Here is a 13,621-nt window from a genome sequence, read left to right on the forward strand (position 1 = left end):
CTTGCGTTGTGACGGAAAAAAGGGGGCGGTTCGACCGCCCCCTTTTCTTGTTTCGGATATCGATCTGAAGGGCCGCTCAGTCTAGTCCGCCGACATGAAGCGCCTTGGTCTCGAGATATTCTTCGATCCCGAGCTGGGATCCCTCGCGTCCGAGGCCCGACTGTTTGACACCGCCGAAAGGCGCCACCTCGGTCGAGATCAGGCCGGTGTTCAGGCCGACCATGCCGAACTCGAGCGCCTCGGCAACACGCCAAGAGCGCTTGAGGTTTTCAGTGTAGAAATAGGCGGCAAGGCCGAACGGCGTGCCGTTGGCGATCGCAATGGCCTCGTCCTCGGTCTCGAACCGGAACAGCGGCGCGACCGGCCCGAAGGTCTCCTCTGAAGCGAGGAGCATCTCCGTGGTCGCGCCACCGAGCACGACAGGGCGGGCATATTGCCGCCCTTCCGGCACCGACTCACTCTCCGCGATGAGCTTTGCGCCCTTGTTCAGGGCGTCCGTGACGTGCCGCTTGATCTTCTCGATTGCCGCGCCATTGATCATCGGCCCGATTGCGACCCCCTCTTCCGTACCGGCACCGACCTTCATTCTTGCGACCTGGCTGGCAAGCTTCCGGGCGAAGGCGTCGTAAATGCCGGATTGAACGAGAATGCGATTGCAGCAGACGCAGGTCTGGCCGCCATTGCGGAATTTCGACGCAATCGCGCCCTCGACGGCCCTGTCGAGATCGGCATCGTCAAAGACGATGAACGGCGCGTTGCCACCCAGCTCGAGGCTGAGCCGCTTGATGTTGTCGGCGGCGCCTTTCATCAGCAAAGCGCCGACACGCGTCGATCCGGTGAACGAGATCTTGCGGACGGTTTCGTTGGCCATCAGCTCCGCGCCGATTTCCGTCGGCATGCCCGTCACGATGTTGATCACGCCCGCTGGAATTCCGGCCCGTTCAGCCAGAACAGCGATGGCGAGAGCTGAAAAAGGCGTAAACTCGGATGGCTTGATGACGACCGTGCAGCCCGCGGCAAGCGCTGGTGCCACCTTGCGCGTGATCATCGCGTTGGGGAAATTCCAGGGCGTGATGATCCCGCAGACGCCGACCGGTTCTTTCAGCACCAGAATGCGGCGATCAACGGTGGGCGCCGGGATTGTCGATCCGTTGATGCGGCGGGCCTCTTCCGCAAACCATTTGACGAAGGATGCCCCGTAACGGATCTCGCCGAGCGATTCAGCAAGCGGCTTGCCCTGTTCCAACGTGAGCAGAAGAGCCAAATCCTGCTCATGGCGTCGCATGAGCTCGTACCAACGCTCCAGCAGCGCAGCACGCTCCGCATGAGCCTTGGTCTTCCACTGCTTGAACGCAGCGGCCGCCGCCTCGATTGCTGCCCTGGTCTCGTCTCGGCCCATGTCGGGGATGGTGCCAAGCACCTTCTGGCTCGCAGGATCGATGACATCAACAACGGCTTTCGTGCTCGCATCCCGCCAGTTGCCGCCGATCAGCGCTTGCTGGCGAAACAGATCCTTGTCCTTTAATGCAATCATGGGCTTGCTCCTTGGCTTCGGGCCCGGCCTCATCATCACTGCCTGATCTGCGAGTGGCGAGACGAAGCCGTCTCATGCGAGCAGTACATGCCCGCACGCCGCATTTTTCATTGATCATGAAGCGCCTGGCCGCGCTGAATCTCGTCAGATGCTGGCTTGAAAGTCGAATATTCCAACGGCGGCCCTCAGCATCGCCTCAGTCATAATGGCAGACGTAGATCTTTCGCACGGTCTCGATCGTGCGCCAGATCCCGACAAAGCCAGGCTTCATCACAAAGCTGTCGCCGGCACGGTATCTTCTGATCTCACCACCCTTTTCCTCGATCTCGATGAGACCCGAGAGAATGTGACAGAACTCGAAGGTGGTGCCCTTGATGGAATGGGTCTCGCCAGGCGTCGCTTCCCAGACGCCGGTCAGCACCTTCTCGCCTTTCGAGGCGTCCTGTGCCCAGGTCTTGAACGATGGATTGCCGGAAATGAGCCGTTCAGGAGCGGGCAAGGCGTTCTTCGGTGCGAACTCCGGATTGGCGTCGATGGTGACCAGAAGTGACATGGCATTTTTCCTGTTAATAGCCGAGTGTTCGATCGACGAGGCCGATCGGATTTCGTCCAGCGCGGTGGCGCCGGATGTTCTCTATGACCGATTGGGCCGCCGTATGCGGTTGGGTCACGGACGCGATATGCGGCGTGATGATCACCTTCGGATGGGACCAAAGTGGATGATTTTCCGGCAGCGGCTCGGGATCGGTGACGTCGAGCATCGCTGCTGCCAAATGCCCGCTGTCCAGTGCCTCGATGAGCGCGCCCTGGTCAAGCTGCGGGCCGCGGCCGACATGCAGCAGCCTCGCTCCGACTGGCAAAAGCGAGAAAAGCCTTGCGTTCAGGATGCCGCTCGTTTGCTCCGTCAGGGGAAGAAGACAGACGAGGATATCCGTTCTTCGCAGGAAGTCGCCAAGCTGGTCGTCGCCATGGAAGCAGGCGACTCCCTCGACGGTTTTTTCGCTGCGGCTCCACGCGGCGATGGGAAACTGGAACGGCTTCAGGCGGTCGATTGCAGCCTGCGCCAGCATGCCAAGCCCCAGGAAGCCAATACGCCGATCGGTCGCCTGGGACGTTGCCAGCGCTTGCCAAAGGCCCCTTCTCTGCTGCCCTTGATAAGCCAGCATCTCGCGATGGAGCGTCAGCACACCAAGGACGACGTATTCCTGCATCATGCGTATGATGCCATCCTCGACCATGCGCACGAGCTTCACCTGCTCGGGTATGGTTTCCGGCTTGAACTGGTCAACGCCAGCCCCGATGGAAAAAAGCACCTCCAGATTACAAAAACGCGAGACATCGTCTGGCACGTTCCAGGTCAGCAGGTACCGTATCTTTTCCGGGTCGATGGATTCGCTGCAATGGTAAAATTCCAGGTCAGGCAGCTCGCACGCAAAAGCTTTGCGGAAGACTGCCCCTCTGACAGCATCAGAATTGAATAGAAATGCCATCGATGCACGCCTCCGCCTCGCTCAGCATGTCGACGACGCCAGGAAGAGCGATTAGCCTTGCAAGACTTTCTTGGGGATTCCCCGCAATCCGCTCTGCCGGCACAGTTTCTTGCCGAACACCGAGAGGGTAGCTGCACGCCGGAGCTTTCCCTGCCGAATTACGTTGCAATACAAGCCGAAGATTTCGAAAAGAAAGCCCAAACAGGGGAAACCTGCTGGCTTTTCGTGCAATAGTGCGGCGAAATACGCCCGCTACCCCATTGTGGCGGAAGAGAAAAGGCGCGATGTGCGAGCGATTGGCACCCCGCGAAGGAATGGACGAGTCGAGATGGGACGAACGGTACGCGTGAAGTCCTTTGAGCTGGCCGCGAAGGACATCAACGACGTTGATGTGACGCTGCTCCACGCACTCTCGACCGGCGTTGGCTGGCCGCATCGACCCAAGGATTGGGATTTCTTGCGCCGCGCAGGTCACGGCATCGTAGCCGTCGATGGTATTGGACGCGTCTTCGGCAGCGCGATGTGGTTCCCATGTGACCGCGAATTCGCGACCATTGGCCTGGTGATCACATCGCCTCGGACCCAGGCTCAGGGGACTGGCCGCTGGCTCATGGAGCAGGTTTTCGAGCGGTGTGGTGACCGGAATTTGACCCTCAACTCAACCCACGCCGCCTATCACCTCTATCTGTCGCTCGGGTTCACGAAGGAAGCCACCGTGTATCAGTGGCAAGGTGAGGTCGCCTCACCAACTCCGCCGGTGCCGACCCTGGAGGGCGAATTGAGCTCGCTGTCGACGGCGAACATCGGAGAGATCGCGGCACTGGACGAACGCGCGTTTGGAGCCAGCCGTCAGAAGTTGCTTGCATTGCTTTCTGAAGGTGCGTCAATCTGCGTCCTGCGCCGTGGCGGTGCGACCGTCGGTTATTCCATGAAGCGCGAATTCGGGCGCGGCCATGTGATTGGCCCGATCGTTGCCAGCAATGATTCTGACGCGATCCATCTTACGGCCGTGCATCTCAAGGATCTCGCCGGAAGGTTCGCCCGCGTGGATACGCGGGAGCAGACCGGTCTGTTTGCGGACTTTCTTCAACAGAGCCGCCTCGGGATGAACGACACAGTCACCACCATGTCCAAGGGACGGCGATTCCTGAACCGAAAGGAAAACGAGCCGTGGGTCTACGGATTGGCCGGTCACGCCTTGAGCTGAAGCTGTGAGCATGGGACGAGAAGGGCTGAGGCGACGGACCTATTCCCACGTCCGACGGGGATTCTGTGCTTGCCAGCCGTTGACGCATTTTCAGCAAACTCGAACTACTCAAGACACACCTCTCCAGTCTCGCGGCGCATCACACCCGAGTTTTGCGCTGCTCTCGACGCCCCTTCATCGGAAAGGGCGCAGGGAAGACCGGGCGCCGGCTGGCACCCACGGTCCGCTGTGCGCAGATTGCGCGAAGACAGATGCACAGCGGCATACAGGGCAGCCTGGACATCCCGGCCTTCCCTGCGCAGTGGTTTGACGGCTTATGGCGCGCTCTCCCCGGGGAGCGATGCACTATTGCCCCCGTCGCCTTGCGGATGGCTGGTGCGCGTGCCCGGTCGGGCCGCCTCACCACCGCAAGCCTTGACGCACAGACCCCGGGCGTCAGGACCACACGCTTTTGCCGTACGCGAACCGCACCGGTCGTGTGCGCGCTGCTCAACCGCTCACGGGCAAACCCGCCCTGCAATTGCTGGCGTGCCGATGCACTCCACGTCCACCGCCACCCGGCCCGCGTATCGTGACGGTCGCGAAACGCCCCTTATCCTTGGGCCAGGATGAGAGGGATATACGATATTTCCGAATTTCGGTCAAGCAGAATATCTTAGGACAATGCGACAGGCGGTCAGAAGGTGCTCCTGGCGGGAATTATCTGCCGGGCCCAGGAGCGTCTTCTTGACCCGCCTGTCTCCACATCGTCATTGCGAGCGCAGCGAAGCAATCCAGGAATGCCTCCGCGGCGACGCTCTGGATTGCTTCGCTGCGCTCGCAATGACGAGGAGGATTACGCGACCGGGGCCATTCGACTTCCCCGCGCCAATCCCTATATCCTGCGGAAACGATTTGACGCAGCGGACAGCTTCGATGGCCAGAACACGCACGAGGGGCACCGACGCCGACGACCTCCCCCGCTACTTCGTCTGGGTCCGGGGGCTCGAAGGGCCCGAGCCGCAGAAATGGACGGCGATGGATTTCGGCGTCGGCGATTGGAAGCGGCCACTCGTGCTGGCCTATCTGGAGCTGCCGGAAGACGAACGGCCGCTGTCGCTGTCGGTCCTGGCGCGGCGATATCCGCCGCCGCGAGTCGATCTTTCGTAGGCCGGGCTAGGGTGTGTACTCATGACCGTCAGCTCCGCAAGAGAAAGCGGAAGTCCCCGGCTTGAGCGTGATCGGCGGCTTTGCCTGCAGATTTGCCGGTCGAATTTCACAGCAAGGATCAGATCGCGATAAATCTGAAGGCTGCAAACGCGCTCGGCGTTGCAATTCCGCCGACGCTGCTTGCCCTTACCGACGAAGTCATCGAATAGCCCGCCAGCCTCAAGCCCACTGTCTGATCGGCAAGAGGACGTGTTAGGATTTGCTTGTTGTCGACGGGGGAGAGCATGCGGCGACGAGAATTCATGGCACTCCTGGGCCGTGCAACGGCCACTACGGCATGGCCTGTCGCGGTGGGCGCGCAGGAGCCGGCAAGGGTTCGGCGGGTCGGGTACATTGCCGGCGCCGATGAGGCTACGATGGGACATATCTTCGCGGCATTCAGGCAGCGGCTTACCGAACTAGGGTACGTCGAGGGTCGATCTATCGCGCTGGAGGTGCGCTGGGCCGAGGGACGTGCCGAGCGGCTCCCCGGCCTGGTGACCGAGCTTATCGGTCTCAAATTGGATGTGCTGGTGGCGGGCAACAGCGTCGCTGCAATAGCGGCCAAGAACGCTACTCAAACAATCCCCATTGTTATGGTGGCGGCCGATCCGGTTGGACTTGGGCTCGTGGAAAATTTGGCGCGACCCGGAGGAAACGTGACGGGGTTGAGCTATTTCAATGAGGCAATGATCGCAAGGCGTCTGCAACTCCTGAAGGAGATGACGCCAGGCCTTGCGCGGATCGCTGTGATGAAGAACTCGACAGTCTCTATCCACGCCACCTTCTGGCGGACCGCTGAGGTGGCGGCACGCACTCTGGGCGTATCGCTACAACCTCTCGAAGTGGGACGGCCGGAGGATTTTGATGCGGCGTTCGCCGCTGCCACAGGAGGCAACGCCCAAGCTCTCATCGTCTTCGATGACGTTCTGACTATTGTGCATAGACCCCGCATCATTGCTCTCGCTGCCGCTCACCGACTTCCGGCCGTGTACGGACTTCGCGAGTTTCCGAAGGATGGAGGCTTAATGTCGTTCGGTGCGAGCTTCGTCGTCTTGTTCCGACGCGCCGCCACCTACGTGGACAAAATCTTGAAGGGCGCCAAGCCTGCCGATCTTCCCGTCGAGCAACCAACCACGTTCGAGCTTGTCATCAATAGCAAGACTGCGAACGCCCTTGGCCTTACAGTGCCGCCCACCTTGCTCGCCCAAGCTGACGAGCTGATCGAATGATGTCGCCGGTTGTCCCGGCTCGGACATCTGGTGAGATGCCGCAATGGGGCGGTGCCTGAGGCAGAGCGGACGTCATATGCACCCCAAGTGCAGCACGGATTATGAGCCCGCGCTCTAGCTTAGGCGCAATCCTAGGACCGTGCATGCGTGCCCGACGCGGGACCAAGTTATCGCCGCCCCCATGATTATGGGTGTCGCCGCCTTCGCGCTGCGGTTAGACTTGCCTGGCGCCGCGGGGGACACGCGGGTCGCGGGACCATGGACATGACCGAACAGGGCGAGACGGGTGACGCCATCACCATCCTCCTCGTCGAGGACGATGCGCCGACCTGCTGGCGGCTGCAGGATGCGCTGGCCAAGGCCGGTTACGAGGTGCGCAGCGCCGGTACGCTCGCGGAGGCGCGGCAGGCCCTCGCCGCCGTCGCGCCGCGCGTGCTGCTGACGGATCTGCGGCTGCCCGACGGCCACGGCATCGAGCTGATCCGCGAGATGCGGCATCGCTTTCCCGACACCGAGATCATGGTGATCTCCGCGCTCGGCGACGAGGAAAGCGTGATCTCTGCAATCACGGTCGGCGCCACCGGCTACCTGCTCAAGGACGCCTTCCCCACCGACATCGCCACCACCGTGCGCGACCTGGTCGCCGGACATTCGCCGATCTCGGCCTCGATCGCCCGCTTCATCGTGCGCCGGACGCAAGGTGCCGCGCAGAGTTCAACGGAGCCGCCGCCCGGCCCCGCGCTAAACACGGCGAGGCTGACCCCGCGCGAGATCGACATTCTCTGGGGCATCGCCAAAGGCTTCAGCTATGCCGAGATCGCCAGCCATCTCGGTCTGTCCAAGCAGACCGTGCCCGGCCATATCAAGAACATCTATCGCAAGCTCGAGGTGCACACGCGCAGCGAGGCGGTGTTCGAGGCGGTGCAGCAGGGCCTGATCAAGCTGTGAGCGAGATCGCGGCCAAAGCACCCACGAAGGCACCTGCGAAGGCACCGACACGCCCGCGGCGCCGCCTGCTCGCGTCGCGTCTCGTGCCATATCTGCTGCTGCAGGCGTTGATCGTCATCGTCACGATCCTGGGGCTTCGGCTGCTGCAGCCGAGCGATCCCGAAGACTACGCGGTGAGCGATTTTTCGGCGCGGGAGGACGGTCTGACGCGCCCCGTGACGCTGCCGCATTTCACCTCGTCGCGCGACTCGCTGGCCGACCCGCCATTCTACACCGGCACCTTCACATTCCGGAGCGGCGATGCGGCCTCGGGCTGGTCGGTGTACCTGCCGCGCTTCAGCAATGCCGTGGAAGTCGCCGTCAACGGCGTCGTCGTGCTCGACTCCCGACGCGACGCCAACGCCAACCGGCCCGACCGCAACACGCCGCAGATCGCAGCCATCCCCGCCTCGCTGCTGCGCGACGGCGCCAACGAGATCACGGTGCGGCTTTTCGTGTGGGGACCGCTCAAGGGCTTCCTCGATACCGTCTTTCTCGGGCCGGATGCCGCCTTGCGCCCGGCCTATGAGACGCGCACGCTGCTGTTCGTCACGCTGCCGGTGGTGTTCTCCGCCTGGCAGGCGATCCTGGCCGTCATCCTTGCGATCATGTGGCTGATGCGGCGCCACGAACCGGTCTACGGCGTGCTTGCCGCGGCGATGGTGCTCGGCGTGGCGCAGGCATTCGCGCCGCCGCCGGTGCCGCCGGCCACGGTCTCGCGGCTGGCTGCGGTGCTGCTGGCCTCCGCACCGATCGAGAGCGCGCTGGTCGTCGCGTTCGGCGTGCTGTTCTTCGGCTGGCGCTGGCCGCGTTACGCCACGCTGCTGTTCGTGCCTGGAATCGTCGTGTTCGTGGTCGGGCTGATCGGAGGCCCGCCGCTGCCGCGCATCCTGTTCCTGGTCCTCGGCATTCCCACCGTCGGCATTTGCCTGTTCCTGATGGCCTGCGTCACGGCCACGGCGGTGGTGCGGCGGCAGGACGCGGCGAGCTTCACGATCGGCTGCGCGGTGACCATCGTGCTGGTCTGCTGGGCCCAGGACATGCTCACGGTGCTCGAGATCGCGAGCAATGATCGCATCTTCGTCTCGCGCCTGTCCTATTCGGCGATGCTGGTCGCGATCGGCGCCGGGCTGACCTGGCGCTTTGCCCGCGCCTTGAACCAGGTCGACAGCTTTGCCGGCCAGCTGGTGACGCGGGTGCGCGAAGCCGAGGAGCGGCTGAAGGCGAGCTTTGCCCGCGAGGAGGAGCGCGCCCGCGCGGCGGCGCTCGCCAATGAGCGCACGCGCCTGATGCGAGACCTGCATGACGGTCTCGGCGGCCAGCTCGTGAGCATCGTCGCGCTGTCCGAGCGTGGCAGCGCCGGCGCGACCATCACGGACGCCGCGCGCGCTGCGTTGAAGGATCTGCGCCTCGTCATCGATTCCATGGACGACATTGGCGGCGACCTGATGCTCGCGCTCGGCTCCTGGCGCGAGCGCGCGACGGCCCAATTGCGGCCGCACGACATCGCACTCGAGTGGCGCGTGGCGACGCCGCAGGGCCTGCCGCTGCATCCCGAGCTGAGGCCATGGCACGTCATCCAGATCGTGCGCATCCTCGACGAGGCCGTGACCAATGCGGTCAAGCACGCGCAGGCCCGCCGCATCGCAGTGACAATCGACACGTTCGACGCAGGCCAGGGGCCGTACGGCGTGATCAGCGTGACGGACGACGGAAGCGGCTTTGCACTGGCCGGCACTGGCGAGGCCGCGGGCACCGGCCAGACCGCGCGCGGCCTGCGCAACATGAAAAGCCGCGCCGCGCGCTGCGGCGCGGTGCTCGACCTGACGTCTGATTCCTCCGGCACGCGCGTGCGGCTGAAATTGCCACAGCGCTTTCCCGATGGCGACATGGCCGCGGGCTGAAAGGCCCCCTCCCCGAACGTGTGGGGCGCACGGAGAGAGGGGACGGGCCAGGTTAAAATTTCCTGCGGAGGACGGGGGGTGTTCGTCCGCAGGCCCCGTTGGCCCGTAGCGATCCAATCAATTCAATCGAACAGAAAATATCAGCGCACGCCGACGCGATTGACCGGGCCGCCGCGATTCATCGGCGTTCCCGCGCGCACGCCGACGCCAGGTGCGCCGACGCCTGGCGTTGCGACCGCCGCCGCCACGACCGGCGCTCCCACCACCACGGCGCCAGCCGGCCGCACCACGCAGCCCTTCGGCACGCCGACGGTCTTGCAATAGACCACAGCCTGCGCCGGGCTCGTGCCCAGCGACACCATCGCCGCGCCCGCCAGCGCCATGACCGTCAGCGCTGCGCCCAGCGCTCCAGCTCTCTTCGACATTCTTGCTCTCCTGCTTCCCGTTCGGCGTCCCGATGCAATCACCGGGTTTCGCAGCCGAGGTGCAGCCTGAATGACAAAAGTGGGCGCGCGGATACATGCCATGAAGATGGGGGTACCGCGGGCGGGAGGACTGGCCGGTGCCATGAACATGGCATGGACCCGCGGCCGGGCTTTGCGAGATGGTCCGGCCCGATTGATCCCGGTCGGGACCAACGACGATTGCAAAGAGGTGCTTCATGAAAATTTCGGTTCTTGCCGCGCTGCTGCTCGCAGCTGCCGCCCTGCCCGCTGCGGCGCAGTCCGGTCCATCCGTCCAGGAGCAAATGGCCTGCCGCGGCGACGCCAGCAAATTCTGCGCCGAGCATATCGGCAAGCCGCCGCAGATGAATGCCTGCCTGCGCGAGAACAAGTCGAAGCTCTCGGACTCCTGCCGCAAGGTGGTTGAATCGCGCGGCGGCTAGTCGTTCGCCCCTCTCTCTTGGGAGAAAACAGAGAGGGCGGCGCTCTGCCGCCCTCTCGATAAATGCCGAAGGCGCGCCGCTATTCCTGCATCATCTCGCCGCTTCCGCCGAACTCGGCCGGAAAATCCTTCAGCTTGGGCAGGCCGTCGCGCATCGGTAGCACGGTCTCGGCATAATTGACGTGAACTCCGGGCGTGAACGCGAGCGTGGGGATGGTGGCGGTGAAGACGTCGACCAGACCGAGCGGCGGATGGTTGGTCATGAGATGGCCGCCACACTGCTTGCAGAATTTGCGCTGGCTGAGCGGCGTCTTGGCGAAGGTCTCGACATTCTGAGCGCCTTCGGTGATGCGCACGGCTTCGGGCTTCCACAGGCTGAAGGCGTTGACCGGACCGCCCGACCACGAGCGGCAGGAGCGGCAATGGCAATAGCCCATCGCCTCCGGCTCGCCCGTGACCTCGACCGTGACCGCGCCGCAGAAGCAGTTTCCGACATGTTTCATCTGGAACCTCTCCGTTTTTCTGAAGGATTGTTATTGCGCATCGGCGCCCCGCGCGTCCTTCTTTCGATTGGACGCGCGCGGCTTGGCCGAGACTATACCGATCGGCGCCAGGGAATAAGCATCGAGACGCGTTGTTTGTACTGCCGGTACTCGTCGCCGAAGAGATCGACGAGATCGCTCTCCTCCAGCGCGATGCCGACGAAGATGTAGAGCGTGGTCACGGCCGCGAACAAAAGATGACCCGCGGTCATGACCGGCGCCGCCCAGAACGCGACGATGAAGCCGAGATAGATCGGATGGCGGACGAACTTGTAGAGCAGCGGCGTCTTGAAGCGCGGCGGCTCCATCTCCTTGCCGACGAGATGATTGGTCACCTGATGCAGGCCGAACAATTCGAAATGGTTGATGATGAAGGTCGAGGTGAACACCAGCACCCAGCCGGCGAAGGACAACGTGACCAGTGTCACGGCAAGATCGGGGTTCTCCACGCTCCATATGACCGACGGCAGCAGACGCCACTGCCAGAACAGGAGGAGCAGTGACAGGCTCGCGAACAGCACGTAGGTGCTTCGCTCGACCGGCTTGGGGACGAACTGCGTCCACCAATCCTTGAATTGCTGGCGCGCCATCACGCTGTGTTGAACCGCGAACAGCGACATCAGCAGCAGATTGATGAGGACCGCGCGGACGACGGGCGCTTCGGCTCCGGTGTCGATGGTCTTGGGCACCATCACCCCCATGACGAAGCCGATCGCATAGAGAATGGTGACGAAAAACACGAGATACGCCGCAATTCCGTACAGAAAGGCAATGAACCTGAAAATGCGAGAGCCCGTAATCTCCGGGCCGATGGAATGAACCTGGTGATCGAGTTGGGTCATAGAACGCTCCGTTGTGCCGAGGCATCGACACGGTTTGGTCTTCGCACCGTGCCGGATCGGACGTCCCGCGGCTTTTGCAGATGATTGATTTTCGCCTGAGACGACTTTGATTTTTGCTTGAGACGACGAAAACGTGCGATTTCGCTTTGAAAACAACGTGCTGGACGGTGACCTTCGGGAGCTCACATGCGAGGGAACGGTCGTTCCGTTGCAGCCGCAAGTGCTCGATCTGCTGCTTTATCTGGTCACGCAACGGGCGCGAGTGGTCAGCAAGGATGACCTGATCAGCCAGATCTGGAACGACCGGATCGTGTCGGATTCCGCCCTGAACAGCCGGATCAACGCCGCGCGCAAGGCGCTGGGCGATGACGGTGCGACCCAGCGCCTGATCAAGACCATTCCGCGCAAGGGCTTTCGTTTCGTCGGCGAAGTCCGGGAAGAGTTGGCGGCGGCGCCTGCGGGGACGGAAGCCAAGCCCGCTCCCCCGCGCGCGGCGGACCGCCCGGCGATCGCCGTACTCGCCTTCGAGAACATGAGCGGCGATCCCGCGCAGGACTATTTCGGCGACGGGATCAGCGAGGACATCCTCACCGCGCTGTCGAGGCAGCGCTGGTTCATGGTGATCGCCCGCAACTCCTCCTTCACCTACAAGGGGCGTGCGGTCCATATCAGGCAGATCGCCGAGGAGCTCGGTGTCCGCTACATCGTCGAAGGCAGCGTGCGCAAGGCAAACAACCGCGTGCGCGTCACCGCACAGCTCAACGACGCCGTCTCGGGCAGCCATCTCTGGGCCGAGCGCTATGACCGCGAGCTCGTCGATGTCTTCGCCGTGCAGGACGAGATCACCAACGCGATCGCCGCGGCGATCGAGCCGCAGATCCACGCGGCCGAGAATTTCCGCAGCCATCGCAAGCCGCCGGCGAGCCTCGACGCCTGGGACCTCTTGATGCGCGCGCTGTCGCATTATTGGCGCGTGACGCGCCAGGATCACGAGGCCGCGAAGGCGCTGCTCGCGCGCGCGATCGCGATCGATCCGAATTACGGCCAGGCGCTGTCGCTGCTGGCCGTGAACGACATGTTCGGCGTGCATCTCGGCTGGGTCGAGCTCGCCGCGGTCGCGCCGGCCGCGGAAGCCGCCGCGCTCAAAGCGGTGCGCTGCGACCATGAGGATTCCTGGGCGCATGCCGCGCTCGGCAGCGTCTGCTTCTCGACCCGCAGGCTCACAGACGCGCTGTCCGAATTCGAGCAGGCGCTCGCGCTCAATCCGAACTTCTCGCTGGCGCAGGGCTATTACGCGCTGGCGCTGTCCTATGCCGGACGCTCGAACGACTCGTTCGAGGCCGCGCAAAAAGCGATCCGGCTGTCACCGCGCGATCCGTCACTGGCGATCTATCACGGCATCGCCGCCTATGCGCGCTTCACCGAGCGGCGCTATGGCGAGGCCATCGCGCTCGCGCGCGAGGCGATCCGGCACCGCGGCGACCTCACCGGCGCCTACCGCGTGCTCGCCGTCTCCGCCGGCATGTCCGGCGATGGCGCGCTTGCGGACATGGCACTCGGAGAGCTCCGCCGCACCCAACCTGGCATCTCGCTACACTGGATCGCGACGCAGCTGCCGTGGGCCGACGAGCGAGATCGCGACCACTATCTGGAGGGATTCCGCCGCGCCGGGTTGCGGTAAGACGTCTTGCCCTGGCGGGTAAGCGCGAGGGCGCTCTCGCCGCCGCCATGCCGCGACGCTGTGTCGCTATTCGCAGCCGTCATGTCGACGCACGACGAACGTGACGGACGCCCAGCAATACAAGCCCAA

General features: G+C 63.5%; 13 protein-coding genes. 7 read left to right on the forward strand and 6 right to left on the reverse strand.

The window, feature by feature from the left end; all coding sequences use genetic code 11:
* Positions 1 to 76 precede the first annotated feature (76 nt).
* The 3 genes from N2602_RS36930 to N2602_RS36940 form a co-directional block, all read right to left on the reverse strand.
* On the reverse strand, positions 77 to 1,534 hold the full coding sequence (locus N2602_RS36930) for an NAD-dependent succinate-semialdehyde dehydrogenase (protein WP_260381166.1): 1,458 nt from the start codon (positions 1,532 to 1,534) through the stop codon (positions 77 to 79).
* Between the two features lie 196 nt (positions 1,535 to 1,730).
* On the reverse strand, positions 1,731 to 2,087 hold the full coding sequence (locus tag N2602_RS36935; RefSeq protein ID WP_260381167.1) for a cupin domain-containing protein: 357 nt from the start codon (positions 2,085 to 2,087) through the stop codon (positions 1,731 to 1,733).
* Positions 2,088 to 2,100: 13 nt separating this feature from the next.
* Positions 2,101 to 3,024, reverse strand: a complete 924-nt coding sequence (locus N2602_RS36940) for a glyoxylate/hydroxypyruvate reductase A (RefSeq protein ID WP_260381168.1) — start codon at positions 3,022 to 3,024, stop codon at positions 2,101 to 2,103.
* Between the two features lie 328 nt (positions 3,025 to 3,352).
* Between N2602_RS36940 and N2602_RS36945 the strand changes: the two genes are divergently transcribed.
* From N2602_RS36945 to N2602_RS36965, 5 genes are all read left to right on the forward strand, one after another.
* On the forward strand, positions 3,353 to 4,231 hold the full coding sequence (locus N2602_RS36945; protein WP_260381169.1) for a GNAT family N-acetyltransferase: 879 nt from the start codon (positions 3,353 to 3,355) through the stop codon (positions 4,229 to 4,231).
* A 915-nt stretch (positions 4,232 to 5,146) separates the two neighbouring features.
* Positions 5,147 to 5,380 (forward strand): hypothetical protein, encoded by a 234-nt coding sequence (locus tag N2602_RS36950; protein ID WP_172786026.1) that lies wholly within the window; start codon positions 5,147 to 5,149, stop codon positions 5,378 to 5,380.
* Between the two features lie 416 nt (positions 5,381 to 5,796).
* Positions 5,797 to 6,651, forward strand: a complete 855-nt coding sequence (locus tag N2602_RS36955) for an ABC transporter substrate-binding protein (RefSeq protein ID WP_260381170.1) — start codon at positions 5,797 to 5,799, stop codon at positions 6,649 to 6,651.
* Between the two features lie 264 nt (positions 6,652 to 6,915).
* Positions 6,916 to 7,599: a response regulator transcription factor gene (locus N2602_RS36960; protein ID WP_260381171.1), complete on the forward strand. Its 684-nt coding sequence runs from the start codon at positions 6,916 to 6,918 to the stop codon at positions 7,597 to 7,599.
* On the forward strand, positions 7,596 to 9,542 hold the full coding sequence (locus N2602_RS36965; RefSeq protein ID WP_260381172.1) for an ATP-binding protein: 1,947 nt from the start codon (positions 7,596 to 7,598) through the stop codon (positions 9,540 to 9,542). The genes N2602_RS36960 and N2602_RS36965 overlap by 4 nt, the downstream gene beginning before the upstream one ends.
* 140 nt (positions 9,543 to 9,682) lie before the next feature.
* On the opposite strand, the gene N2602_RS36970 is transcribed toward N2602_RS36965, so the two are convergent.
* Positions 9,683 to 9,967 carry a hypothetical protein gene (locus N2602_RS36970; RefSeq protein ID WP_260381173.1) on the reverse strand — a complete coding sequence of 95 codons (285 nt, stop codon included), beginning with the start codon at positions 9,965 to 9,967 and terminating at the stop codon, positions 9,683 to 9,685.
* 236 nt (positions 9,968 to 10,203) lie between these two features.
* Here N2602_RS36970 and N2602_RS36975 point away from each other — a divergent pair, with 236 nt between their 5' ends.
* Complete coding sequence (locus tag N2602_RS36975) at positions 10,204 to 10,428, forward strand: hypothetical protein (RefSeq protein ID WP_036020653.1); 225 nt, start codon at positions 10,204 to 10,206, stop codon at positions 10,426 to 10,428.
* Positions 10,429 to 10,507: 79 nt separating this feature from the next.
* Here the strand turns inward: N2602_RS36975 and N2602_RS36980 are convergent, their stop codons facing one another.
* Both N2602_RS36980 and mddA read right to left on the reverse strand, forming a co-directional pair.
* Positions 10,508 to 10,930, reverse strand: a complete 423-nt coding sequence (locus N2602_RS36980; protein ID WP_212256198.1) for a GFA family protein — start codon at positions 10,928 to 10,930, stop codon at positions 10,508 to 10,510.
* A gap of 92 nt (positions 10,931 to 11,022) precedes the next feature.
* Positions 11,023 to 11,811 (reverse strand): methanethiol S-methyltransferase, encoded by a 789-nt coding sequence (gene mddA / locus N2602_RS36985; RefSeq protein ID WP_260381174.1) that lies wholly within the window; start codon positions 11,809 to 11,811, stop codon positions 11,023 to 11,025.
* A gap of 133 nt (positions 11,812 to 11,944) precedes the next feature.
* Between mddA and N2602_RS36990 the strand changes: the two genes are divergently transcribed.
* Positions 11,945 to 13,492, forward strand: coding sequence for a winged helix-turn-helix domain-containing tetratricopeptide repeat protein (locus N2602_RS36990; protein ID WP_260381175.1), 1,548 nt, complete (start codon positions 11,945 to 11,947; stop codon positions 13,490 to 13,492).
* Positions 13,493 to 13,621 lie beyond the last annotated feature (129 nt).

Source organism: Bradyrhizobium sp. NC92, from assembly GCF_025200865.1.
In the GTDB taxonomy this organism is placed as follows: domain Bacteria; phylum Pseudomonadota; class Alphaproteobacteria; order Rhizobiales; family Xanthobacteraceae; genus Bradyrhizobium.

What these genes read in the sequence shown, in the direction of transcription:
- N2602_RS36960 (WP_260381171.1), top strand. Translation starts at nt 6,916, where the DNA reads ATGACCGAACAGGGCGAGACGGGTGACGCCATCACCATCCTCCTCGTC.
- N2602_RS36945 (WP_260381169.1), top strand. Translation starts at nt 3,353, where the DNA reads ATGGGACGAACGGTACGCGTGAAGTCCTTTGAGCTGGCCGCGAAGGAC.
- mddA (WP_260381174.1), bottom strand. Translation starts at nt 11,811, where the DNA reads ATGACCCAACTCGATCACCAGGTTCATTCCATCGGCCCGGAGATTACG.
- N2602_RS36940 (WP_260381168.1), bottom strand. Translation starts at nt 3,024, where the DNA reads ATGGCATTTCTATTCAATTCTGATGCTGTCAGAGGGGCAGTCTTCCGC.
- N2602_RS36980 (WP_212256198.1), bottom strand. Translation starts at nt 10,930, where the DNA reads ATGAAACATGTCGGAAACTGCTTCTGCGGCGCGGTCACGGTCGAGGTC.
- N2602_RS36930 (WP_260381166.1), bottom strand. Translation starts at nt 1,534, where the DNA reads ATGATTGCATTAAAGGACAAGGATCTGTTTCGCCAGCAAGCGCTGATC.
- N2602_RS36950 (WP_172786026.1), top strand. Translation starts at nt 5,147, where the DNA reads ATGGCCAGAACACGCACGAGGGGCACCGACGCCGACGACCTCCCCCGC.
- N2602_RS36955 (WP_260381170.1), top strand. Translation starts at nt 5,797, where the DNA reads ATGGGACATATCTTCGCGGCATTCAGGCAGCGGCTTACCGAACTAGGG.
- N2602_RS36935 (WP_260381167.1), bottom strand. Translation starts at nt 2,087, where the DNA reads ATGTCACTTCTGGTCACCATCGACGCCAATCCGGAGTTCGCACCGAAG.
- N2602_RS36975 (WP_036020653.1), top strand. Translation starts at nt 10,204, where the DNA reads ATGAAAATTTCGGTTCTTGCCGCGCTGCTGCTCGCAGCTGCCGCCCTG.
- N2602_RS36970 (WP_260381173.1), bottom strand. Translation starts at nt 9,967, where the DNA reads ATGTCGAAGAGAGCTGGAGCGCTGGGCGCAGCGCTGACGGTCATGGCG.